Raw genomic sequence first — 21,657 nt, 5'->3', positions numbered from 1 at the left:
GGGTTGGGGCCAATGTCGTGCCGTATTGTGGCGCGAGGCGGCTCCGTGAACGTATTGACGGTTTTTCAGGCGGTGATGAACTGGTTCATCCCGGCGCAAATGGCGAATGACCTGCATACGCGCAAGCGCGTGCAGATGTTCATTATCAGCCATATCTTCGGGCCGATCATCGCGACGCCGATCCCGCTGTTCCTGTGGTTCGCCGATCCTGACCCGTCGCCGCATGTGCTGATCCTGGCGGCGTCGATCTATGGCTTCTGGCCCTTCCTGGCGCTGGTGAAGCTGTTCCCCAGAGCCTATACGCCGCTGGCGATGGCCTCGGTGCTGAACCTGACGTTCTGTATTCTCTGGGGCACCTACAATTACGGCGGTACCAGTTCGCCGTTCCTGGTGTGGTTCGTGCTGACGCCGCTGCTCGCCTTCATGTATCTGGGCTCGACCTGGACGGCGCGCGCCTTCGTGTTCGGCCAGATCATCGTCGGTATCGGTTCGCTCTACGGTTTCTATCTGTACGCTGACTTCCCCGTGCATATTCCGGTCGAGAAGATGGTGGTGGCCGGGGTGCTTTCTGCGCTGGGCTCCAACATCTACGTGTTCATGATGGCGGCCTATTACTCGAGCGTGGTCGATAGCCAGTCTGAGTTGATCAAGGAAATCGAGCGGCACCAGGATACGCTGAAGGCGCTGACCAGTGCCAAGGACGAGGCCGAGCGGGCCAACGGCGCCAAGTCCGAATTCCTGGCCAAGATGAGCCACGAGTTGCGTACGCCGCTCAATGCAGTGCTGGGCTATTCGGAAATCCTGCTCGAGGACGCCGAACTCGATGGCCGCGGCGAGCAGATCGCCGACCTGCAGAAGATCAGCGCCGCCGGCAAGCACCTGCTGGCCATGGTCAACGACATCCTCGACATCTCCAAGATCGAGGCTGGCAAGATGGCGCTTCACGTCGAGAACGTGGACCTCGACAAACTAATCGACGAGGTCGAGGCGACTGCACGACCGCTGGCGGCCAAGAACACCAACACTTTCGTGGTCGAGCGAAGCGGCGCGCTGGGCACGATGCGCGCCGATGCGACCAAGCTGCGCCAGGCGGTGTTCAACCTGTTGTCCAACGCGGCCAAGTTCACGCAGAACGGGCAGATCACCCTGGCGGTGAAGCGCAAGGGCGACTGGGTCGAGATTGCGGTGGCTGACACAGGCATCGGTATTTCGCGCGAGCAGCAGCAGGCACTGTTCTCCAACTTCCAGCAAGCCAACGCCAAGATCGCTGCCGTATATGGCGGCACCGGCCTGGGTCTGTCGCTGAGCCAGAACCTGCTACGTCTGATGGGCGGCCAGATCGAGATCGAGAGTGAACTGGGCAAGGGCAGCCGGTTCACCATCCGCCTGCCGGCGCAAGCCGAACATGCCCCGGCTGAGCCCGTTGCGCCCGTTGTTGTGGCGCGGCGTACCCAGGATGAAGACGCATTTCTGGCCGAGAGCGAGGCCGAGGTTGGACAGCGCACGGCCGCCTATGCGGGGATGAGCGGGCATTCGGCCAATCACTCGACGCGCGAGCGCCTGCTGGTGGTGGATGATGACCGCAATTTCCTCGAACTCGCAGAGCGGCTGTTCCTCAAGGAAGACTATACGCCCATCTGCACCGACGCGCCGCAATCAGCGCTGCAGATCGCCCGGACGGTGAAGCCGTCGGCCATCTTCCTCGACATCCTGATGCCCGGCTTTGACGGCTGGGACGTGCTGGCGGCACTCAAGGCCGATCCTGTCACATCAGACATTCCGGTGTTCATGATCTCGATCCTCAGCGAGCGCAGCAAGGCGCTGGCGGCGGGAGCCGACGGCATCGTGATGAAGCCGCTCGATGCATCCAAGGTCAAGGCGGCGCTGGCCGGTCTCAAGGCGACGCGCGGGCAAGCCCGTGCCAAAGCCGCAAACGCATAGAAGTATAGAAGGGAGCACCGGGCATGACGCTGGTTCTCATCGTTGAAGACAATCCCATTAATCGCGACGTGCTGGGCCGTCGGCTGGAGCGGCGTGGTTTCTCCATCCGCTTTGCCGAGGACGGCCCGAGTGGTATTGCCGCGGCCAAGTCGTTGATGCCTGACGTGATCCTGATGGATATCGGCCTGGGAGAGATGGATGGCTGCGAAGCGACGCGCCGTATCCGCGCGGACCCGGAAACGGCGGCCTTGCCGATCATCGCGCTGACCGCGAGTGCGTTTGAGTCGGATAGGGCCAACGCCTTGGCGGCGGGATGTATCGATTTTGACACCAAGCCGGTGGATCTACCGCGCTTGCTGGGCAAGATGCAGGCCGTGCTGGGGCCGAAGACACCGGAGGCCGCGATTATCGCGGTCTAGGTGCGCCGATCTTTGGGTGAAGGCGGCCTGCGAACGGCCGTCTTCTGCGCTTCCGGTGCTCACGTACTTGAGTACGCTCCGCTCCGGTTCTCGAAGACCAGCCGTTCTCGACTCGCCTTGACCCAAAGCTCGGCACACCTAGTGCCCCCCTAACAAAAAGCCCCCTATGATCGGGGGCTTGTTCGTTTGTACGGCTGGTCGCTCAGCTCGCCTTGGCGAGCCTCGTGCCGTTCAGCGTTTCGCGCAGGCGGGCGAAGTCCAGCGGCTTCTGGTGGACGTAGGGGCGATGGAGTCCCATCAGTTCGGCGGAGCGCTGCACCATCGATAGCGTCGCCTCGTCTTGGCCGCTGACGATGACGATCTCGCCGGCATAGCGCTGCTCGGCGAGCAGGCGGAAGAGTTCGATCGCATCGACATGCGGCATCGAGATGTCGACAGCCATCACGTCGGGCCGCAGGGCCGCGACGAGGTTGATGACGCCGCGCGAATCCGAGGTGGCGAAGGCTTCGTAGCCGCAGCGTTCCGCCACCCGCACGATGAGCTCGGCAGAGGGCGCGTCGTCGTCCACCGCAAGCAGCTTGAGGGGTTGAGTCATCGTCAATCCTTAGGCGGCTGCGCTCGATTGTGCTGGGCGTGTGCGCCCGGTTTCCTGCTGGCCTTCATGGCCGAGACGGTATTCGAGATCGGCATCGCGCATGGCCTTGGACAGGATCGCCACGACCTGGTCGATGTCCTCGCGGCTATGCGCGGCCATGACCTGGAAGCGGAAGCGGGCGCCGCCCTGGGGGACGGCCGGGTATTCCACCAGGTTGGCAATGCCGCCCATTGCCATCAGGTGGCGCGAGGCGAAGCGGCCAACGCCCTCAAGACCGAGGCGCACCGGAACGATCGGCGATGGGTCGCCGAGGGTTTCAAGGCCAGCACGGGTCATTTCGGCACGGAGGTACAAGATATTGTCCATCAGCTTGCGGCGCAGCGTGCGGCCTTCTTCGGACCGTACGATGTTAAGAGCGGCTAGGACGCTTGCGGCCTGAACGGGCGACAGGGCGTTGGAGAAGGTGTGGGTGGCGCTGTAATACTTGAGATACTCGGCGGCCGCCTTGGTCTTAACGGCAATGAAACCGCCATTGGAGCCAAAGGTCTTGGAGAAGCTGCCGATGATGATGTCGGCCGCATCCATGGCGTTCTGCAGGCCAAGGTGACCGAGGCCATCGTCGCCGATCGAGCCCAGGTCATGAGCACAGTCGACCAGAAGGGTGGCGCCGAACTCGTCGCAGAGGGCGCGCATCGCCAACAGATCAGGCGTATCGGAGTGCATGGAGAACAGGCTCTCCGTCACCACCATAATGCCGTTGTCCTTGTCATTGGTACGGATGCGCTCGAGCTTGCGGGCCAGCGCGTCGAGATTGAGGTGGCCGTGATAGTGGATGTTCTGCGTGGCGGCCTTGGCGCCTTCCTGCAGGCACGAATGGGCCAGGATATCCATCACAACATGATCGTTGGCGCGGACGAAGCCCTGGACCGAACCGTAGCCGGCAGCCCAGCCGGTCGGGTACAGCACGACTTCACGGTTGCCGAGGAACGAGGACAGGCCCTGTTCCAGCAGCAGCGAATTGGCGGTGTTGCCGAGCAGGGCGGCTGAGCCTGCGCTATGCACGCCATACTCACCGATCGCCTTGATCGCGGCTTCCTTGACGGCGGGGTGGGACGACAGGCTCAGGTAATCCTGGCTGGCGAAATTGATGCCGGAGAAGGCACTACCGGTATCGCTCTTGGCCTCGCAACGTGCCTTTGGGGCTGTCGAGGTTGAGCGGGCATAGGGCCACAGCTCGTGCTCGCGGCGGAGGTTCTGCCATTCGTAGAACCCGGCGATGCGGGTCATCAGATTGTGGCCTTCTGGCGCACGGAAGTCTCGCAGACTGCCCGTCAGTGCGGCCTCTGGAACTGGGGTGAAATCGGTGCTCATGCGACGCTCTCCAAGCGGACCTTTCTGGCCCATCTGTGAGCAAAACTACGGAGGCGACTTGAAAATCGACTTAAGCGCTTCGGTTTATTTTGCGTAACTGCTTTGAACTGCAATTTGAGCTTAATGATCGGTATCTGTTCTGCGAATACTGGGCGCATGCTAATGCCAGCATACGTAAAATTAAGTGCTCCGCGTCATGTTGGCCTCATGAGCGTCATACCGGGTGCAGGCCTGCTTTCCCTGATCAACGACTTTGTCGATCGCGCCATCGGTGCGGACGGGTTGTCGCCGCATGTCCGCCAGAAACTGCTGCGCCAGCAACTGGGCTCGGTGAGCCAGATGACACCCGCCATGATGGTGGCCTCGGTGGTGGTTTCGGCCGTCTTCTTGTTCTTGACCTGGGGGACGTCGCGCTTTGTCCCGGTCGCTGTGGCGACCAGTGTGATCAACCTGGTGCAGCTTCACGGCATGTATTTGGCATATGCGCATCCACAGTCGCCGCTGGATGGCCGTCCGCATAGGTCGGTGGCGCGGACGATCCTCTATGCCTTCCTGCTCGGGACGCTGTGGGGTTTTGTGCTCAACCTGCTGCCGGTGGATCAGAACAGCACGGTGCGCGGGGCCGCGACAATCGGGGTCGGCGGTCTGCTCTGTATTTCGATGATGGCGCTGGTGAACTACCCGCAGGCGCTGGCGGCCTTCACGATACCGCTGATCGTCGGCGCGCTGGGCAGCGTGCTTGGCATGGGTTCGACCACTTCGGATATCTGGGCCCAAGGTTCACTGCTGATGGCCTTCACCTTCATCATGGTGATGATCACCTTCAACCATGCTGCCGCCTTTGTGGCGCATCGCGCATCCGAGACACTGGTCGAGGAAAAGCGCGAGATCATCGGTTTGCTGCTGCGCGAGTTCGAGCAAAGTGCGTCGGACTGGATCTGGGGCTTTGACGCCGATGGCAGCATCAACCGGCTTTCAGGCGGGTTCACCGCCGCCACCGGCGTTGCTGAAGATGCGTTGCGCGGTGCGGACTTCGTGCATTTCCTGCGCTGCATCACGCCGCCCAACGATCCGCTGATGGTCCATATCGAACGGGATGTCGAGGGTCGCCAGACCTTCCAGGATGTCGATTTGCGGGTGATCGCCGATGGCAAGGATTGCTGGTGGAGCCTGACGGGCAAGCCGGCATTCGACGAGGCGGGCACCTATCTCGGCTATATCGGCACCGGCTCGGATGTGACCGAGCGGAAGCAGGCCGAAAAGCGCATCACCATGCTGGCGCATCACGATCCGATGACCGGGTTGCTGAACCGCACCAAGTTCACCGAGCAGCTCAACAGCTGCGTGGCGCGGCTGGAGCGCTATGGCACCCCATTCTCCGTGATGTTCCTGGATCTCGATCAGTTCAAGTCAGTCAACGATACCAAGGGCCATATGGCCGGCGACAAGCTGCTAGTGCAGGTCGCGCGCCGTATTAACGCCTTGGTGCGCGAGGCCGACGTGGCGGCGCGGCTGGGCGGCGACGAATTCGCCATCATCCTGCCCAATGACGCGGATGCGGACAATGCAGCGCGGCTGGCGACGCGGCTGATCGACGAGATCAAGCAGCCCTACGGCATCGATGGCGAGGACGTGGTGATCGGCGTCAGCATCGGCATCGCCATGGCGCCGATGAATGGCACACGGCCGGACCAAATCCTGCGCAACGCGGACCTGGCGCTCTATCGCGCCAAGGCCGATGGACGTTCGGTTTACCGTTTCTTCGAGAGCCAGATGGACTCCGAAGCGCGCGAGCGGCGCCTGCTGGAAGTGGAACTGCGCGACGCGATCAGCAATGATGAACTGGTGCTGTACTACCAGCCTCTGGTTTCCGCTGTTGACGAGCAACCCGTTGGCTTCGAGGCGCTGATCCGCTGGAACCACCCCATCCGCGGGCTGGTGCCGCCGGCGGAGTTCATACCCATTGCCGAGCATTCCAACCTGATCGTCGATATCGGCGACTGGACCATTGTCGAGGCCTGCAAGGCCGCAGCGAGCTGGCCTGATCACCTGACCGTAGCGGTCAACCTGTCTGCCAAGCACTTCCGCCGGTCGGACATTTCGCTGATCGTGCAGAAGGCGCTGGCTTTGTCCGGACTGGCTCCGGAGCGGCTGGAGATCGAGATTACCGAGGGGCTTCTGATGGAGAATCCCGACGAGGTGGTGGAGAAGCTGGCCGAAATCCGGGCGCTGGGCGTGACCATTGCGATGGACGATTTCGGCACCGGCTATTCGAGTCTCAGCTACCTGCTGAAATTTCCGTTCGACAAGATCAAGATCGACCGGTCTTTCGTGGATGCATCGAGCGGCGACGAAGTGGCGCGCGACATTCTCAAGGCGATCGCGTCGCTGGGCAAGACGCTCAAGCTCAAGATCACAGCCGAAGGCGTCGAGACCAAGGAGCAAGCCGTGTTCCTGGCTGGCATCGCCTGCCATCAGCTGCAGGGCTTCTACTTCGCCCGGCCGCTCGACAGTATCGACCTGCCGCATTACCTGCTGACGCATGTGCCCGGCAAGGGCGCTGCGGTGAAGGCCGAGGCGGAGATGCGGCTGGCGGGGTAGGCACGGTGCCACGCCCTCGTGGTTCGAGGCGCTGAAGAAGCGCACCTCACCATGAGGGCTACTTTGACACCGAGCTACCCGTAGCCCTCATGGTGAGGTGCGAGCTCTTCGCGAGCCTCGAACCACGAGGGCGTGGGACGGGACAACCTAGTCCTCCAGCAGGTACCCACCCGCCCGTGCCGGCAAAACCTGCGTCCCCACGATCTTCGCAATCCCCGCACCGCGTTTCACGTACTTTCCCGATACCCGCGACAGCACGAAGCCATCCGTTCCCGCCAGAATGGGCCGGCGAGCCATGAAGGCTTCAGGGCCGTCCATGGCAATGAGGTCGGCGATGGGCTGGTCCTTGACCACGCGGTCCCCGAGTTCGACGCGATAGGCGAGGAGGCCGGGGGCGTCGACGCGGAGGACTTCGGTGGCTTCGAATGGTGTGGGGCCGGGAGCGGGCTGCGGAAGCGGGCCGGGATCGGCGGCGATCAGGCCCCGTGACGCGAAGAAACCGAAAAGGCCGGTGGCGTCTTCCCGGCCCAGGGCGTCGAAGCTGTCGGCGCGACCGCGATATTCGAGGGTTGCCGTTTCCGCGGCGGCAGGAATGGGATAGCCGGGGTTGTCGAGCTGCGCCTTGCGAAAGAGCGAGGGCAGGACTTCGTCGAAGGAGCCACCGCCGCTATCCTCGGCGGTGAGGGTAGCCGCGACGCCCATCCAGTCGGCCAAATCCTGCAGACGGGGCATCAGCTCGGGCGAGGTGAAGATGTGCTTGAGGCTGTCGTCGTCGCAGTGCAGGTCGAGCACGATGTCGGATGCGGCGGCGGATTTAAGGACGAGCAGGCGCAACTGCTGGATGGCGCTGCCTGGCCGCTGGGAATCGATCCAGGCTGCAGCGGCGGCGCGGATGGTGGCGACATTGGCGTGTGGATCGTCGGTGAGCTTGCCTGATATCGCCGCTGAGATCAGCGGGTAGAGGTCGGGCCAGCGGCGGTTGTAGTTGATGCCGGTCTCGATGTCGTAGCGGCCGATATGGTGCCGCAGCGAATATGTCGCGAGGCCGAGCGGATTGACCGACGGGAAGATGGTGAAATGAGCCCTGAGCTGGCCCGCAGCGTCGGCGTCGCGTAGTCGCGGCAGCAGATGATGCAGCGCCATGGTGCCGGGTTGCTCGTCGGCATGCAGGGCCGCCTGCAGGTGGACGCGGACGGGCGAGTCGGTTGGGCCGGCGGTGAACCAATGGAGCGCCGTGGTGGTGCCGGGCGTGTCGCCGATCAGATCGGTACGGTGGAGCTGGAAGGTCATGGGTCCTCAGGCGAGGCTGGCGAGCTTGTCGGCCATGGACTGGGGTTTGTCCGATCGGGTCGAGAAGGACATGGTGCAGAAGACGCGCTCGACGCCCAGTTCGGTCAACCGGGCGCAGCAGGCCTCGACCACCAGGGTGACTTCGGCCATTTCGCCTTCGATATTGGTGCCGTTGGCATGCATGACATGGACCAGGCCCGAGGCCTCGATAATGTTGCGGACTTCCCGGATGTAGCGCGAGACGGACGGTCCCACGCCCATGGGGACGATGCAGAGATCGGCGATGATCTTCATGGCTGGCCTATCTGATCCATTTGGGCGCAAAGCGCATGCGCGGGGCGGCCGGCATGTGGCGCATCAACCGCTGATAGACCAGGCCGAAGAGGAAGAAAACCACCAGCGATACAGCGAGGAAATAGAGCGCTGCGACCGAGAAGTGCAGGAACGCATTGTAGTCGCGTTCGAACAGCTCCTTGGCCGTGATCATCAGGTCCTTCTGCAGGCCGATGACCGGCAGGGCGAAATAGACGATAGCGGTGGCGTGGAACAGGAACACCACCTCGTTGGTATAGGCCGGCCAGGCCAGACGGATGAGATTGGGCCAGATGACATGGCGGAACTGCTGGGTCCTGGACATGCCATAGGCGCGGGCGGCCTCGACCTCGCCGCGTGGCACGGCCCGGAGCGCGCCATAGAAGATTTCGGCGGTATAGGCGGCGGTGTTGAGGGTCAGCACCAGCGGGCCAATGAACAGCGGGTGCAGCACGAACCAGGAGATGCCGAGCGGCTTCCAGACGCTGATGTTGAAGGACAAAGCCAGCGAATAGAGCATGAAGAACTGGATGAAGAGCGGCGAGCCGCGGAAGGCGTAGATGTAGCCGCGGCTGAGGCGGGAGATCAGCGGATTGGCCGAATCCTTGCCCAGCGCCAGGAACACGGCAGCGACAAAGCCGAGCGGGATCGAGGCAACCGCGAAGTAGATGTTGAACACCACTGATGGGGCGAACAGGGCGATTTCCTGGAAGAAGCGCTCCATCAGCGATCCTCGCTCAGGATACCGCGGCCCATGCGGTTCATGATGGCGCCAAAGACCTTCTCGGAGACGAGCGTCACGAGGATGTAGAACACGAACAGCACGAGGTAGTAGCGCCAGCGCCAGTCGTCATGCACGAGGCCCACTGTTGGCAGGAAGTTGGGAGCTCCCAACCGATCGGCCCACAGGACGATATCGGCAATCTGCAGCAGCGAGAGCAGCGAGGTCGCCTTGATGATCAACATCCAGACATTGGAGAGGCCGGGCAGGGCATAGACCCACATCTGCCTGATATGGACGCGCCACAGCACCTGGCTGGCGCTCATGCCATAGGCCCGGGCAGCCTCGAGCTGCCCCTTGGGCACCGAGCGCAGGGCGCCGTGGATGACATTGGTGGCGAAGGCGCCATAGACGAGGCCGAGCGAGACCGAGGCGAGGATGAGGTATTCGGGCGTGCCGAGGAACCAGTTGGCTTCCTTGCAGGGCGGCCAGGCGGCCGATTGCGCGGCCAGCGTTTCGGGCGTGCAGACCTGGCTGGCGATGAACCACTCCACCGCCTGTTCGAAGGCCAGCGGGAAGAACAGGAAGAACAGCACGTCGGGCACTCCGCGGACGATCGAGGAATAGATCGAACCGATGACGCGGAGCGGGAAGAAGCGGGAATTCTTGAGGGTGGCGCCGATGAGGCCGAAGACGACGGCCAGCGTGCCGCCGACAACGGCAGCGAAAATGGTGAACTGGAAGCTTGCATACCAGGTGAGATGCTTGCCGTTGGTGATGTAGCTCAGCCAGAAGGCGAGGTCTTCGCTCATGGGCTGAGGGTCTTGTCGGCGTACATCACAGTCGGTTCTTCCAGCTGCATTTGGGCTCCCATCACCTCCTCCCACCCTCCCCCATCAAGGGGGAGGTGCATATCGGGGATGTGGCACTAATCTGCCCCCCGCCCACCGCCCGGCACCTCCCCCTTGATGGGGGAGGCTGGGAGGGGGTGAGGCAGCGGGCTCAATACCTGGTCGTTACTCGGCGAAATACGGTCCGCGGCCTTCGAACCACTGGGCGATCAGCTTGTCGACAGTGCCATCCTTCTTGAGGGCGGTCAGGGCGTCGTCGAACTTGGCCTTGAGTTCGGCTTCGTCCTTGCGCAGGCCAGCACCGACGCCGTTGCCGATCATCACGTCTTCGCCGACAAATTCGAGGCTACCGCTGGAGGCGGCGACGACGGGTTCGAGATAGGCGCCATCGGCCAGGATGGTGTCGAGGTTGCCGCCGGCCAGATCGGCCATGGCCTGGTCGGCAGTGCCGAACGAAACGACGGTGTTGTTGGCGCCGAGGTTTTCCTCGGCATAAGCGGCCTGGATGGTGCCGCCCTGGACGCCGACGCGCTTGCCCTCAAGGGCGGACGGGTCGATGCCGGCGCCGGCAGCGGCGACGAACTTGGACGGATCGGGCGGGAAGTAGTTCTGGCTGAAGTCGATGGTTTCGAGGCGCTCGTCGGTGATCGACATGCCGGCCATGATCACGTCGTAGTTGCCGGCGAGCAGGTTGGGGATGATCGAATCCCAGTCATTGGTAATGACTTCGCAGGTGAGGCCAGCCTGGGCGCAGATTGCGGCAGCCAGATCGATCTCGAAGCCGGCAGGCTTGCCGGCGTCATCGAGGAAATTCCAGGGCGCGTAGGCGCCTTCGGTGGCGATGCGCACGGTTTCCTGGGCCTGGGCGGCAGAGCCGAGGGCCAGGACGGTCACTGCGGCGAGGATGAGCTTCTTCATGAGTTTCTCCTTGGGGTGAGTAGTCTGTTGTTTTCTTGTTCTTGGTTTCTAGGCGTGGTCGGCGGCGTTGAGGAACTGTTTGAGGCGGGCGGATTTGGTCGCGCCGAACACCTGATCGGGCGTGCCTTCCTCCTCGATGCAGCCCTTGTGGAGGAAGATGACCCGATCGGAAACCGAGCGGGCGAATTCCATGTCGTGGGTCACCAGGATCATGGTGCGGCCCTCGTCGGCCAGCACCTTGATGACGCGCAGAACTTCGACTTCGAGTTCGGGATCGAGCGCGGAAGTTGGCTCGTCGAACAGCATGACGCGGGGATTGATGCAGAGCGCGCGGGCGATGGCGGCGCGCTGCTGCTGCCCGCCCGAGAGCTGGTTGGGATAGGCGTTGGCCTTTTCGCGGATGCCGACCTTGGCCAGCATGGCGAGTGCTTCCTGCTCGACTTCGCCCTTGGCGCGCTTCTGGACCACCAGCGGCGCTTCCATGACGTTTTCGAGGATGGTGAGGTGGGCCCACAGGTTGAAGCTCTGGAACACCATGCCGAGCTCGGAGCGAATGCGACGGATCTGGTTCTCGTCGCCGATCTGGCGATGAGTGCCGGACCCGCGCAGGACGATCTCCTCGCCGTCGATGGAGACCGTGCCGCTATTGGGCACTTCGAGCATGTTGATGCAGCGCAGCAGGGTGGATTTGCCCGAACCGGAAGAACCGATAAGCGACACAACCTCGCCTTCGCGGGCAGAAAAGGAAATGCCCTTGAGGACTTCGAGGTCGCCGAAAGACTTATGCAGGTCGCGGATGTCCACGACCGGCAATTTTTCCGCAACTGCGGCAGCAGCTTGCGCCATGCTCACCCGATAGCCCGCTCGAAGCGGGCGCCTTCCTGACTGGCGATTGCCTTTTTTTGAGGCTGGCAATCTTGACCGCCTCCAGAAAAGCAGATGCGAGCGAGATAGCAAGCGGAAAGAGCAGTGGTCCACGGGCTATGGCTGCGCTATCCAAGCTTGCATATTGGTGGAGCGCCCATGTTTTACGTGTTGTCCAAGCTGTTCTGGGTGGTTGCGCAGCCGCTCGGTGTGATCCTCGCGCTGCTGCTGCTTGGGATATTGCTGACGACGTTCGGCCGCCGTCGGCTGGGGATGACTGCCAATATAATGGCCTTGGTTGTGCTGGCCCTCTGCGCGTTCAGTTCGCTGGGTTTCCTGATCATCAGGCCGCTGGAAGACCGCTTCGTGCGACCGGCGGAGATGCCGGCGACGGTCGATGCGATCGTCGTGCTGGGCGGGTCGACGCATGCGCGGGTGAGCACGGCGCGCGGGACCAGCGAGCTCAACGAAGCGGGGGATCGATTGACGGAGGCGGTGGTCCTGGCGCGACGCTACCCAGAAGCGCGCCTCGTCTTCTCAGGCGGCGCGGGCATTCTGGAACAGGGCGAAGCGGAGGCCGCCACCGCCGAGCGCTTCTTCCTTGCCATGGGCATAGCGCCGGAGCGCCTCGTTCTGGAGGGAGAGTCGCGCAATACCGACGAGAATGCCGAACTGACCGCCGGCATGATCGGGGAGATCGACGGGCCGGTGGTGCTGGTCACCTCGGCCTTTCACATGCCGCGATCGGTCGGGCTGTTCCGGCGGGTGGGTATCGAGGTGGTGCCGTGGCCGACCGATTACCGCAGTTCAGGTCGCGAGGGCTTTGGGTTGGACGTGGCCAATCCGGCCCATAACGTCAATACAACCAGCATTGCGATCAAGGAGTGGATCGGCCTGGCGGTCTATCACTGGACTGGCAGGATTGCAGAGTTCCTGCCGGCTCAAAGTTCGAACTGATCGGCGGGGATGGTCAGGCGATAGCGAACGCTGTCGCTGTCGATGGAGAATTCGGCGCTTCCGCCCACGGACAGTGGGACGATACGCTCCAGCACCAGGGTGCCGAACCGTGGCTCATGCCGGGGGCGGCTCGCGTCGATGCCCACTTCCTGCCATTCGATCACGAGATCGGGGGCGTCTCCCGAACGTGCTTCGAGATGCGCATCAACCCACACATTGCCGGCCATTCCTTCGGCCAGCGCGCCATGCAGCACGGCATTGGCGGCGAGTTCGTGGATGGCGAGACCGACATGAAGGGATGCGTTGGGCCCAAGCAGCGGGTTGACGCCGGTGACGCGCAGGTTTGCCAGAGCTGCATGGCCGACGCGGGTCAGCTGGGATGCAACCAGCGACTGCAGGAAGGTTCCGCGCCAATTGCTTTCGGTGACGAGATCCTGCGTGCTCGACAGGGCATGCAGGCGACCGCGGAACTTGCGTAGAAAATCCTCGATGCCCTCACTGTGCCGGGCGGTCTGCATAGCCACCGACTGGACGATGGCGAGCAGGTTCTTGGAGCGGTGGCTCACTTCGCGCAGCAGGGATGACATGGTGGCTTCGCGGCGGTGCTCGTCGCTGACATCACTGATGACAGTGGTAACTCCATCTTCGTCGGGCAGCAGCTGGGCCTCGAAGTGGTGCTGACGGGTGCCGTCGTTCAGCTCGAATTCCAGCGTTTGCGCCTGGCCAATGGCGCGGCAGAGATCGTGGGCACGGGCGAAAGGCTCCGCCAGGACGGCGGGCAGGACATCGGCCTCGCGTCGGCCCATCATTTCTACCTGCGGCCAGGCGGCAGGGAGGTTTTCGGCAAGATCGAAACGATGGTCGGTATTCTGGTGCAGCACAGTGACGCCCCGACCGCGCAAGGCCGCAGACAGGGCGCGCAGCCTTGTCTGCATGAACTGGTCGGTTGGCCCCTGGGACATGGACAATACTCACATTCACCGACCAGGGACAAAAAGGGCCTCGCCCGGAGGCGAGGCCGTTTCGCTACCAGTCATTGGCAGGCAGGCCCGATCACGCGCGTCGGATAAAACCCACGACAAGGGAGATGACCAGGAAGGCCAGGAACAGGAAGAACAGGATTTGGGCGATACCCGCCGAGGCGCCGGCAATACCACCGAAGCCGAGCACGCCGGCAATAAGCGCGATCACCAGAAATACGAGCGCATAGTAGAGCATGGAAATCTCCTTGCGGAATTACTGTTTCCACAACGGGTGAGCTTCAGCCCGGTTCCGGCACGGCATAAAAAAGGCCGGGAAAAACCCGGCCTTTGCAAGCAGTTGGTCGAAAATCAGGCCGCTGCGCGGGAGCCTTCGTCAAAGAACAACGCTTGGCTGATCAGCGCCTTGACCATGTCCGGGTTGAACGGTTTGGTGACCAGGAAGGTCGGTTCGGGACGCTCGCCGGTCAGCAGGCGCTCGGGGAAGGCGGTGATGAAGATCACCGGCACCGAATGGGTGTTGAGGATGTCGTTGACCGCATCGATGCCCGAGCTGCCATCGGCGAGCTGGATATCGGCCAGGATCATGCGCGGCCGGGTCTGTGCGAACAAGCTGACCGCTTCCTTGTGGGTGCGCGCGACGCTCACCACCTTATGGCCGAGACTTTCTACCAGCTGCTCGATATCCATGGCGATAAGCGGCTCGTCCTCGATGATCATGATCTCGGTGGCCACCTGGCGCGAGATCTCGATCGTTGCTTCCTCCAGCAGCGAGGCAAACGCATCGTCCTTCACGCTCAGAATCTCAGCGGCCTGCGCGTGCGTGAAGCCTTCTACGGCAACCAGCAGAAAGGCCTGGCGCGGGCGCGGTGAGAGATTGGCCAGATTGGTCGCAGCACGCTGTTCCCACGCGAAGCGAGAGGTCGGCTGCGGAACTTTCACCGCCGATGAGGAGAACAGTGCTGAAAAGAGCTTATAGAGCGCAATGCGGTCGTTCGTTGCTTCGGGAAACAACGAAACATCGGCAATGAGAGCTTCGAGAGTGGCAGCGACGTAAGCATCGCCGGAGGTTTGCGACCCGGTCACAGCCCGGGAAAACCGCCGCAGGTACGGCAGGTGCGGAGCAATCCGCGTGGACAAAGTCATTAGTGAACTCCCAGTGACGCTTGACGCTTTTAGGCGCACGAAACCTCTAAACGGAAGCTGCCGCCAAAAGTTCCTGAGCTTGCGGAACTTTTTTGTCCGTGGTGCATTTAGTGCGGAACACGGGGCAATCTCAAGATAATCGGTCTAGGCATGATAAAGGACAAACTGGTGACCCAGCAACGTATGCGGACGCAGGCGGGGCGGGCAGATGATGGGCTGGGTCCGAATACGGACATCGGCGCACGTTTGCGTGCGCTCTACGGCGCGGTGCAGGACGAAGGCGTTCCTGACCAGCTGCTCGACCTGCTCGAAAAGCTCGATGCCGCCGAACAGCAGCATAAGGACAAGAACGCACCCCGTGGCGGGGAGTAGCGCCATGACCACAGAACCGACGACGTTCAAGCGCGAGATGCTCGCGACCTTGCCCAGCCTGCGCGCCTTTGCTGTGTCGCTGACCGGCAAGCACGACAAAGCCGATGACTTGGTGCAGGACACCGTGATGAAGGCTTGGGCCAAGCAGTCCAGCTTCGAGATGGGCACCAACATCAAGGCCTGGCTCTTCACCATCCTGCGCAATGAGTTCTACAGCCAGATGCGCAAGCGCGGCCGTGAAGTGCAGGACAGCGATGGCGCGTTCACCGAGCGGTTGTCCGTGCATCCCTCACAGTACGGCTCGATGGATATGCAGGACTTCAAGAAGGCCCTGTCACAACTGCCCGACGATCAGCGCGAAGCGGTGATTCTCATCGGGGCCTCTGGGTTTTCCTACGAGGAAGCGGCCGACATCTGCGACTGCGCCGTGGGCACGATGAAGAGCCGCGTCAGCCGTGCCCGCACGCGCCTACAGGATATCCTCAAGATATCGGGCGAGGCAGATTACGGTCCGGACGCGGTGTCGGCGCAGGTTACGACCCACAACCACTCGTTCTAGGGTGACACCGGTAGAATCTGGCGTATCGCGTTGGCCAGATCGTCCTCTGCCATGGGTTTGACAAGCACAGGGACGCCCGGAAAATCCGGGTGTCCTTGTCGTATGGCGCCATCAGCAGAGCTGATCACGACGGGGATATCCCTGTCGCGAAGGCTTTGCACGAGTGCCATCGACACAGGCTGGTGCTGCCGAAGCTCGACGATGGCAAGGCCAAGCGCATCCCAATGCTGTCCGAGCTCATGCGCCTCATCAGCACTGCGGGCGAAGAGCAGCTGGTCCGCGCTCATGCCTTCCAGCATTCGCTGGATATCGAGCGCAATGAGAAATTCGGCCTCGACAACGAGGATGGTCTTGCCGTCCAGCATGGGTGGTTCCACAAATCTGAGCCCCACCCCTTAGTGACGAGCGATGGCGTCGCCGTCATTTAAATTTGACATGTGCTGGAACGCCTTAGAGCTCGGCGCGTTGATCGCCTAATTCTCACTTCCAACGCTTCCGGTGCCCATTGAGTTACGTCCTCCCAAGCTCCGGACGACGTGTCCCATGTGAGCAATGTCCACTGCGCGCCATCGGCAGTTTCCGGGAGTTCGAGCCGCAGGAACTGCGCTTTGTCTCATCGTTCAAGACAGGCGAACTGACGGCCGAAACCGGCACGACCCTGATGTCGGAGGGGACGCATAGCGCGCACCTGTACACCCTGCTCTCAGGATGGGCGTTTCGCTACAAGTCGCTGCCCGACGGACGGCGACAAATCCTCAACTACATGTTGCCGGGTGATCTGGTGGGGCTGCAAGGCTCCATCATCGGGGAGATGGAGCACTCGGTGGAGGCGCTGTCCTCGCTGGTGCTCTGCGTGTTCCAGCGCGACCGGCTCAACGAGCTGTTCCGCAATCACCCCGGACTGGGGTTCGACATCACCTGGTTGGCGGCGCAGGAGGAGCGCATGCTCGACGAGCATTTGCTGAGCCTGGGGCGCCGCACGGCAATGGAGCGGGCCGCCTACCTCATCGCGTTCCTCTACCATCGTGCGGCATCGGTGGGGCTGGGGACCGGCAAATTGCTGCATATCCCCATTACCCAGCAGCACGTTGCCGATACGCTGGGACTTTCCATCGTCCATACCAACAAGACGCTGCGAAAATTGGCTGATCGCAAGATGATACGCTGGCTCGACCGCGCCTGTGAGGTTGTCGATATCGACGGATTGATGGAGGTCTCCGGCTGGGAGGGACCATCCGAGCGCAAGCGACCATTGATATGAACACAAGGTCGGCCTCAAATATGCCACTGCCATGCGCCAAGCACGATCCTGCGGCACGTGGGGCAGAATCGCTGTCGGTGTTGCGCTGGTAATCGGATGACCATCGCGAGCGACATGACAGAGCACAGACAGGACGGCGTCCGCTTGAGGCGCATCGGCCGGCGCGTTGCCATTTGGGCATCGTTGTCGCTGGTGCTGCTCGCCGCCGTCGCCTCGCTCGTACTGGTGCAGAGCATGGATCGCCAGATCGGCGACATGGCGCGCACCTATGATGTTCGCAACCAGGCGCGCGAACTGACCATTGCCCTCAGCGAAACCGAAAGCAGTCAGCGTGGCTATGTGCTGACGCGGGATGACAGCTATCTTCAGACCTACAGGCGGGCCGCAGCAGACATTGATGCCAGCGTATTGGCGCTGATCGCTGTTACTGACGACGATCCGTCACGCGCCGCACGGGTCAACGACATCACCGGGGATATTGCCGCCAAGATCGCCGAGATGGCGCGCACGGTGGATCTGGTCAACTCGCAGCGAACGGCCGAAGCGAGGACGCTGATCCAGACGGGAATGGGTGAGCGGCTGATGGACGAGGTGCGCGCGGCGCTAGAGCAGTTCATCAGCGATGAAAACCAGAACCTGCTCGATCGCAACCGGAGCATAGATACGATGCGGCTGTCGCTGGTCGGGGCAATCGTGGCTGCCTTGGCCGGGGCCGTTATCCTGGCTTACATCCTGTTCACACGCACCCAGCGCGAGGTGACGGCGCTGGCGCAGAACCGCAATCTGCTGCGCAGCGAGAAGGAAGAGCTCGAGTCTTTGGTGCGCGAGCGGACGCAGGCGGTGGAAGAGGCGCGCGCCCATGCCGAGCGCGAGCGCGAGCGCGTCGAGGCGCTGCTGCAGGACAGCAGCCACCGCATCGGCAATTCATTGGCCACGGTGTCGTCGCTGCTGGGCCTGCAGCTGATCCGCAGCAAGTCGGATGAGGTTCGCCAGGCACTGGAGGCAGCACGTTCCCGCGTCCATGCCATTGCTTCGGCACACCGCCGGCTCCGGCTGGGGGATGATCTCGAAACCGCGAGTGCGGACGATTTTCTCGACGCAGTGCTCGAAGATCTGGCATCGACCGTTACCGGCACCAAGGCGGTGACGCTGACCGGCGAAATCGACCCCATCGTGATCGGCGCCCGCGATGCGACGACCGTGGGCATTCTGGTCGGCGAGCTGGTGACCAACGCGCTCAAGCATGCGTTCCCGGAGGACCGCAGCGGCACGGTGACCGTGCGTCTGCGGCGTGACGCTGACGGTGTGCCGACGCTGACCGTCACCGATGATGGCGTGGGCATAGCCGAGGACAGCCAGCCGGGCGAAGGCGGCCTGGGCTCGGTCATCGTCAAGCAGTTGGCGAACCAGTTTGGCGGCGTTCCGCAATATCTGCGGCGCGAAGGCGGCGGGCTGTCGGTGGTCGTGCCGCTGCCCGGTATCGACAAGAATGTTTCGCCGCCTGCCTGACCCCAAGAATGGAGCCTATCCTTGCGCATTGTGGCTATTCTCAACCGCGATGGCGGAACGCTTCGGACTATGGATCTGGAGATCTTTTGCACTACGGCGCGTGAGGTGTTTGAGCGGCACGGCCATGTGCTGGAGTGCAAGATCGTAGCCGGAAACGCGGTCGAAGCCGCTTTGCAGACTGCGGCAAAGACCAAAGGCGTGGATGCCATCCTGGCCGGGGGTGGTGATGGGACGATTTCCGCCGCCGCAGGCATAGCCTATGCTTCCGGCGTGCCGCTCGGGGTGCTGCCGGCGGGCACCATGAATCTCTTTGCCCGGGCGCTCAAAGTGCCGCTCGATCTGCCGGGCGCGTTGGAGGCAATCGCAGCTGGCGAAATTGGCACGGTGGACATTGCCACCGCCAATGACCGACCGTTCGTGCATCAGTTCGGCGTTGGCATTCATGCGCGGCTGGTGCGTATCCGCGAGGGGATGACCTATAGCAGCCGGGTGGGCAAGATGCTGGCCAGCTTGCGCGCCATTGGTGCTGCGGCCATCAATCCCCCCGAATTCGATGCCGAACTCGTCACCAAGCGGGGTGTGGAGAAGTGCCGGGTGTCCGGTATCGCGGTTTCCAACAATCCGCTGGGTGAAGGGCAGATCCACGCCGACCGGCTCGATGCCGGCATACTTGGCGTCTATGTTGCGGCGCCGGTGTCGACGTCGGCACTGATCAGGCTTGCGGTGGATGTCTTCCTCGGCAGTTGGCGCGCCAGCCCGATGGTCTCCGAGAAGGAGGTTGAGGAGGTGACCCTACATTTCCCCAAACGCAAGCGCGGGGCGCATGCCGTGATCGATGGCGAGCTGATCAAGCTTGATCGATCGGTGGCCCTCAAGGTCCATCCGGGGGCGCTGAAGGTCATTTTGCCCAAGCTGCCTATCGCCAGCTGAAAAAGGTGGAACCAATCGGGTTGAGACGCGTTTGGTCCGGATTATCTGGCGTCGTGCCTGGATAGTGGGGCGTATTTGTAAGCGTCAGGACTGGAATTGACAGACTTAGGGGCTCCGTTGCCGGACAGCGTCCGGGCGGTGATTGACGACCCGATACGGTTGGGGGCGCTTGACGCGCTCAACATGACGGATGAGCCGGACGCCGATTTTGCGCGGCTGAGCCGGACCGTCGCGCATATTTTCAAGGCCGAGTTCGGACTGGTCACGCTGGTCGGCGCGGAATGGCAGTCGTTCCATGGCTGCTTTGGCGCCGAAGGCATGACCGGCAACAAGACCGAACTGTCTTTTTGCGCACACACCTTGGCCTCGCCTGATGACGTGACCGTCGTGCTCGATGCCAGCACCGACGAGCGCTTCAAAGCCAATTTGCTGGTGACCGACGCACCGCAAATACGCTTTTATGCTGGCGCACCGATCATTATCGCCGGACAGCGGCTTGGGACGCTGTGCGTGCTGAGCGCCAGGCCGCGAGACGCGGTTGATCCGGCGCTGCTCGAACAGCTTGTCGATCTGGCAGGCGTGGCTGCTGCACTGTTTGCACTCAAGGACGAAGCGCGGGTGCGGGCGCGGACGGCTGCGGCTTTGCTGCGCGAGGAGTGGCGGCATGCCTTGACGCTGGAGGCCGGCAAGGTCGGCAGCTGGGTCTGGGACGTGCGCACTGGTGAAGTGGCCTGCAACGACATGTTCAGGCGGATGTACGGGCTTGCCGAAAGCGGGCCGGTGCGGGTGGATGATGTGCTCGAGGCCACACACCCGGCCGATCGGGCCACGGTACGATCCGGAATCGAGGCCAGTCTTCGCGATGGCGTGGACTACGGCGCCGAGGCGCGGGTCGGCAATTCTGGACGCTGGCTGACTATGCGCGGCCGGGTCTATCAGCGCGATGCCGAGGGCAAGGCGCTGATCATGATGGGCGCCAGTATCGACATCACCGAGAGCAAGCAGTCCGCCGACCAGACGCGGCTGCTGCTGCGCGAGCTCAATCATCGGGTGAAAAACACGCTAGCGATGATCCAGTCGGTGGCGCGGCAGACCATCCGGCAGAATCCGGATCCGCGGGCCTTCATCGAGGCCTTTTCAGGCCGGCTGCGGACGATTTCGGATGCGCATGTGCTGCTGGCCGACCGGGACTGGTCGGGTGTGCAGCTCTATGAGGTTATCGCGTCTCAGCTGGGACCGAACTTCCTGACCAATCCCGATCGGGCCGAGGTCAGCGGCAGCGACGTCATGCTGCCGGCCGATCATGCGCTGGGGCTTGGGCTGATCCTGCATGAGTTGACCACCAATGCCATGCGGCATGGGGCCTGGTCGGACGACAAGGGCACTGTCAGCATTCGCTGGGACATCAAGACCGCGCCGGAGCGCGGTCTGGCGCTGAACTGGCGCGAGATCGGCGGGCCCCAGGTCAGCCCGCCGCAGGAACACGGTTTGGGCACCAGGCTGATCGAACGGAGCCTCGCTAAAGTACTCGACAGCGAAGTGAAGCTCGATTTCACGCCTGATGGCGTGGTGGCCGATGTGTGGCTGCCGTTGCCGACTGAGGATAATTGATCCTCAGTCGTTGTCGTCTTCGTCGCCGCTATTGCGCACTAGTAGGAACGCCGCGATGGCGGCCGCCGGCAGGCCCAGCGTTCGCACCAGCGGCGACCGCAGTAAGACCGGCAAGGCCGTCAATGCCGCCGTGGTGACGAAAGCGCTGGTCTCGCTGGACCGGCGCTTCTTGACCGCCTCGCGCCGGTGACGGCTTTCACCAATGCGGCTGCCGAGATAGACGGCCAGCGCGAGCAACAGAAAGCTGCCGGCGAAGATGAGCGCCGCATAGATCGACCCGACGAGATCGCTGAGGGCGATGAAGCCGGCGACCAATAGAAACACCAGACCCGTCAAGCCAAACAACACCATCGCCGCATTGACGAGGATTGTTGCCTTGACGCGATCGGTTATGGCCTCAACCTCAATGCCGAGGAGGGCCGCGAGAGGCACCAGCAAATGCATGGTGT

At 62.6% G+C, this 21,657-nt stretch carries 23 protein-coding genes; 10 read left to right on the top strand and 13 right to left on the bottom strand.

Annotation, left to right across the window (positions count from 1 at the left end):
* Positions 1 to 54: 54 nt before the first annotated feature.
* Entirely contained in the window at positions 55 to 1,941 is a 1,887-nt protein-coding gene (locus IM737_RS07815) for an ATP-binding protein (protein ID WP_236899356.1), read from the top strand.
* A gap of 23 nt (positions 1,942 to 1,964) precedes the next feature.
* A complete protein-coding gene (locus IM737_RS07810; protein WP_236899355.1) occupies positions 1,965 to 2,360 on the top strand; it encodes a response regulator in 396 nt (131 codons plus the stop codon).
* A 202-nt stretch (positions 2,361 to 2,562) separates the two neighbouring features.
* Here the strand turns inward: IM737_RS07810 and IM737_RS07805 are convergent, their stop codons facing one another.
* On the bottom strand, positions 2,563 to 2,955 hold the full coding sequence (locus IM737_RS07805; protein ID WP_236899354.1) for a response regulator: 393 nt from the start codon (positions 2,953 to 2,955) through the stop codon (positions 2,563 to 2,565).
* A 9-nt stretch (positions 2,956 to 2,964) separates the two neighbouring features.
* Positions 2,965 to 4,326, bottom strand: coding sequence for an aminotransferase class I/II-fold pyridoxal phosphate-dependent enzyme (locus IM737_RS07800; RefSeq protein ID WP_236899353.1), 1,362 nt, complete (start codon positions 4,324 to 4,326; stop codon positions 2,965 to 2,967).
* A gap of 207 nt (positions 4,327 to 4,533) precedes the next feature.
* Between IM737_RS07800 and IM737_RS07795 the strand changes: the two genes are divergently transcribed.
* Entirely contained in the window at positions 4,534 to 6,927 is a 2,394-nt protein-coding gene (locus IM737_RS07795; protein WP_236899352.1) for a putative bifunctional diguanylate cyclase/phosphodiesterase, read from the top strand.
* A 147-nt stretch (positions 6,928 to 7,074) separates the two neighbouring features.
* Here IM737_RS07795 and IM737_RS07790 read toward each other — a convergent pair whose 3' ends face one another.
* The 6 genes from IM737_RS07790 to IM737_RS07765 all read right to left on the bottom strand — a co-directional run bounded on the left by IM737_RS07790 (position 7,075) and on the right by IM737_RS07765 (position 11,865).
* Entirely contained in the window at positions 7,075 to 8,217 is a 1,143-nt protein-coding gene (locus IM737_RS07790) for a succinylglutamate desuccinylase/aspartoacylase family protein (protein WP_236899351.1), read from the bottom strand.
* A gap of 6 nt (positions 8,218 to 8,223) precedes the next feature.
* On the bottom strand, positions 8,224 to 8,511 hold the full coding sequence (locus tag IM737_RS07785; protein WP_236899350.1) for an MTH1187 family thiamine-binding protein: 288 nt from the start codon (positions 8,509 to 8,511) through the stop codon (positions 8,224 to 8,226).
* Between the two features lie 7 nt (positions 8,512 to 8,518).
* Complete coding sequence (locus IM737_RS07780; protein ID WP_236899349.1) at positions 8,519 to 9,253, bottom strand: ABC transporter permease; 735 nt, start codon at positions 9,251 to 9,253, stop codon at positions 8,519 to 8,521.
* Entirely contained in the window at positions 9,253 to 10,062 is an 810-nt protein-coding gene (locus IM737_RS07775; RefSeq protein WP_236899348.1) for an ABC transporter permease subunit, read from the bottom strand. Before IM737_RS07775 ends, IM737_RS07780 begins: the two co-directional genes overlap by 1 nt.
* 204 nt (positions 10,063 to 10,266) lie before the next feature.
* Positions 10,267 to 11,019, bottom strand: coding sequence for a transporter substrate-binding domain-containing protein (locus IM737_RS07770; protein WP_236899347.1), 753 nt, complete (start codon positions 11,017 to 11,019; stop codon positions 10,267 to 10,269).
* Between the two features lie 48 nt (positions 11,020 to 11,067).
* Positions 11,068 to 11,865: an ABC transporter ATP-binding protein gene (locus IM737_RS07765; protein ID WP_236899346.1), complete on the bottom strand. Its 798-nt coding sequence runs from the start codon at positions 11,863 to 11,865 to the stop codon at positions 11,068 to 11,070.
* 177 nt (positions 11,866 to 12,042) lie between these two features.
* On the opposite strand from IM737_RS07765, the gene IM737_RS07760 reads away from it, so the two are divergent.
* Entirely contained in the window at positions 12,043 to 12,840 is a 798-nt protein-coding gene (locus IM737_RS07760) for a YdcF family protein (protein WP_236899345.1), read from the top strand.
* Here IM737_RS07760 and IM737_RS07755 read toward each other — a convergent pair.
* The 3 genes from IM737_RS07755 to IM737_RS07745 form a co-directional block, all read right to left on the bottom strand.
* On the bottom strand, positions 12,825 to 13,802 hold the full coding sequence (locus tag IM737_RS07755; protein ID WP_236899344.1) for a sensor histidine kinase: 978 nt from the start codon (positions 13,800 to 13,802) through the stop codon (positions 12,825 to 12,827). The two genes, IM737_RS07760 and IM737_RS07755, sit on opposite strands and share 16 nt — an antisense overlap.
* Positions 13,803 to 13,893: 91 nt before the next feature.
* Positions 13,894 to 14,058 carry a DUF1328 domain-containing protein gene (locus IM737_RS07750; RefSeq protein WP_236899343.1) on the bottom strand — a complete coding sequence of 55 codons (165 nt, stop codon included), beginning with the start codon at positions 14,056 to 14,058 and terminating at the stop codon, positions 13,894 to 13,896.
* Between the two features lie 113 nt (positions 14,059 to 14,171).
* Positions 14,172 to 14,966, bottom strand: coding sequence for a response regulator (locus tag IM737_RS07745; RefSeq protein ID WP_236899885.1), 795 nt, complete (start codon positions 14,964 to 14,966; stop codon positions 14,172 to 14,174).
* A 183-nt stretch (positions 14,967 to 15,149) separates the two neighbouring features.
* On the opposite strand from IM737_RS07745, the gene IM737_RS07740 reads away from it, so the two are divergent.
* Together IM737_RS07740 and IM737_RS07735 are read left to right on the top strand one after the other, a co-directional pair.
* Positions 15,150 to 15,338 (top strand): NepR family anti-sigma factor, encoded by a 189-nt coding sequence (locus IM737_RS07740; RefSeq protein ID WP_236899884.1) that lies wholly within the window; start codon positions 15,150 to 15,152, stop codon positions 15,336 to 15,338.
* Between the two features lie 4 nt (positions 15,339 to 15,342).
* The gene (locus tag IM737_RS07735) at positions 15,343 to 15,897 is read left to right on the top strand and encodes an RNA polymerase sigma factor (RefSeq protein WP_236899342.1); all 555 of its coding nucleotides are present in this window, start codon (positions 15,343 to 15,345) and stop codon (positions 15,895 to 15,897) included.
* Here IM737_RS07735 and IM737_RS07730 read toward each other — a convergent pair.
* Entirely contained in the window at positions 15,894 to 16,262 is a 369-nt protein-coding gene (locus IM737_RS07730; RefSeq protein ID WP_236899341.1) for a response regulator, read from the bottom strand. The two genes, IM737_RS07735 and IM737_RS07730, sit on opposite strands and share 4 nt — an antisense overlap.
* Before the next feature lie 140 nt (positions 16,263 to 16,402).
* On the opposite strand from IM737_RS07730, the gene IM737_RS07725 reads away from it, so the two are divergent.
* The 4 genes from IM737_RS07725 to IM737_RS07710 all read left to right on the top strand — a co-directional run bounded on the left by IM737_RS07725 (position 16,403) and on the right by IM737_RS07710 (position 21,208).
* Positions 16,403 to 17,158, top strand: a complete 756-nt coding sequence (locus tag IM737_RS07725; protein WP_236899340.1) for a Crp/Fnr family transcriptional regulator — start codon at positions 16,403 to 16,405, stop codon at positions 17,156 to 17,158.
* A gap of 144 nt (positions 17,159 to 17,302) precedes the next feature.
* The gene (locus tag IM737_RS07720; RefSeq protein ID WP_236899339.1) at positions 17,303 to 18,667 is read left to right on the top strand and encodes a sensor histidine kinase; all 1,365 of its coding nucleotides are present in this window, start codon (positions 17,303 to 17,305) and stop codon (positions 18,665 to 18,667) included.
* Positions 18,668 to 18,736: 69 nt separating this feature from the next.
* On the top strand, positions 18,737 to 19,597 hold the full coding sequence (locus IM737_RS07715; protein WP_236899338.1) for a diacylglycerol/lipid kinase family protein: 861 nt from the start codon (positions 18,737 to 18,739) through the stop codon (positions 19,595 to 19,597).
* Between the two features lie 117 nt (positions 19,598 to 19,714).
* Entirely contained in the window at positions 19,715 to 21,208 is a 1,494-nt protein-coding gene (locus IM737_RS07710; RefSeq protein ID WP_236899337.1) for a sensor histidine kinase, read from the top strand.
* Positions 21,209 to 21,211: 3 nt separating this feature from the next.
* On the opposite strand, the gene IM737_RS07705 is transcribed toward IM737_RS07710, so the two are convergent.
* The gene (locus IM737_RS07705; protein ID WP_236899336.1) at positions 21,212 to 21,652 is read right to left on the bottom strand and encodes a hypothetical protein; all 441 of its coding nucleotides are present in this window, start codon (positions 21,650 to 21,652) and stop codon (positions 21,212 to 21,214) included.
* Positions 21,653 to 21,657 lie beyond the last annotated feature (5 nt).

Source organism: Devosia sp. SL43 (assembly GCF_021729885.1).
Classification (GTDB): Bacteria; Pseudomonadota; Alphaproteobacteria; order Rhizobiales; family Devosiaceae; genus Devosia.
The sequence above is the reverse complement of the archived record's forward strand: the minus strand, read 5'-3'. Positions and strand labels throughout refer to the sequence as shown.

Bases quoted from the DNA above. Each gene is read 5' to 3' on its own strand.
- IM737_RS07810 (WP_236899355.1), top strand. From the start codon at position 1,965: ATGACGCTGGTTCTCATCGTTGAAGACAATCCCATTAATCGCGACGTG.
- IM737_RS07805 (WP_236899354.1), bottom strand. From the start codon at position 2,955: ATGACTCAACCCCTCAAGCTGCTTGCGGTGGACGACGACGCGCCCTCT.
- IM737_RS07800 (WP_236899353.1), bottom strand. From the start codon at position 4,326: ATGAGCACCGATTTCACCCCAGTTCCAGAGGCCGCACTGACGGGCAGT.
- IM737_RS07795 (WP_236899352.1), top strand. From the start codon at position 4,534: ATGAGCGTCATACCGGGTGCAGGCCTGCTTTCCCTGATCAACGACTTT.
- IM737_RS07790 (WP_236899351.1), bottom strand. From the start codon at position 8,217: ATGACCTTCCAGCTCCACCGTACCGATCTGATCGGCGACACGCCCGGC.
- IM737_RS07785 (WP_236899350.1), bottom strand. From the start codon at position 8,511: ATGAAGATCATCGCCGATCTCTGCATCGTCCCCATGGGCGTGGGACCG.
- IM737_RS07780 (WP_236899349.1), bottom strand. From the start codon at position 9,253: ATGGAGCGCTTCTTCCAGGAAATCGCCCTGTTCGCCCCATCAGTGGTG.
- IM737_RS07775 (WP_236899348.1), bottom strand. From the start codon at position 10,062: ATGAGCGAAGACCTCGCCTTCTGGCTGAGCTACATCACCAACGGCAAG.
- IM737_RS07770 (WP_236899347.1), bottom strand. From the start codon at position 11,019: ATGAAGAAGCTCATCCTCGCCGCAGTGACCGTCCTGGCCCTCGGCTCT.
- IM737_RS07765 (WP_236899346.1), bottom strand. From the start codon at position 11,865: ATGGCGCAAGCTGCTGCCGCAGTTGCGGAAAAATTGCCGGTCGTGGAC.
- IM737_RS07760 (WP_236899345.1), top strand. From the start codon at position 12,043: ATGTTTTACGTGTTGTCCAAGCTGTTCTGGGTGGTTGCGCAGCCGCTC.
- IM737_RS07755 (WP_236899344.1), bottom strand. From the start codon at position 13,802: ATGTCCCAGGGGCCAACCGACCAGTTCATGCAGACAAGGCTGCGCGCC.
- IM737_RS07750 (WP_236899343.1), bottom strand. From the start codon at position 14,058: ATGCTCTACTATGCGCTCGTATTTCTGGTGATCGCGCTTATTGCCGGC.
- IM737_RS07745 (WP_236899885.1), bottom strand. From the start codon at position 14,966: ATGACTTTGTCCACGCGGATTGCTCCGCACCTGCCGTACCTGCGGCGG.
- IM737_RS07740 (WP_236899884.1), top strand. From the start codon at position 15,150: ATGCGGACGCAGGCGGGGCGGGCAGATGATGGGCTGGGTCCGAATACG.
- IM737_RS07735 (WP_236899342.1), top strand. From the start codon at position 15,343: ATGACCACAGAACCGACGACGTTCAAGCGCGAGATGCTCGCGACCTTG.
- IM737_RS07730 (WP_236899341.1), bottom strand. From the start codon at position 16,262: ATGCTGGACGGCAAGACCATCCTCGTTGTCGAGGCCGAATTTCTCATT.
- IM737_RS07715 (WP_236899338.1), top strand. From the start codon at position 18,737: ATGGATCTGGAGATCTTTTGCACTACGGCGCGTGAGGTGTTTGAGCGG.
- IM737_RS07705 (WP_236899336.1), bottom strand. From the start codon at position 21,652: ATGCATTTGCTGGTGCCTCTCGCGGCCCTCCTCGGCATTGAGGTTGAG.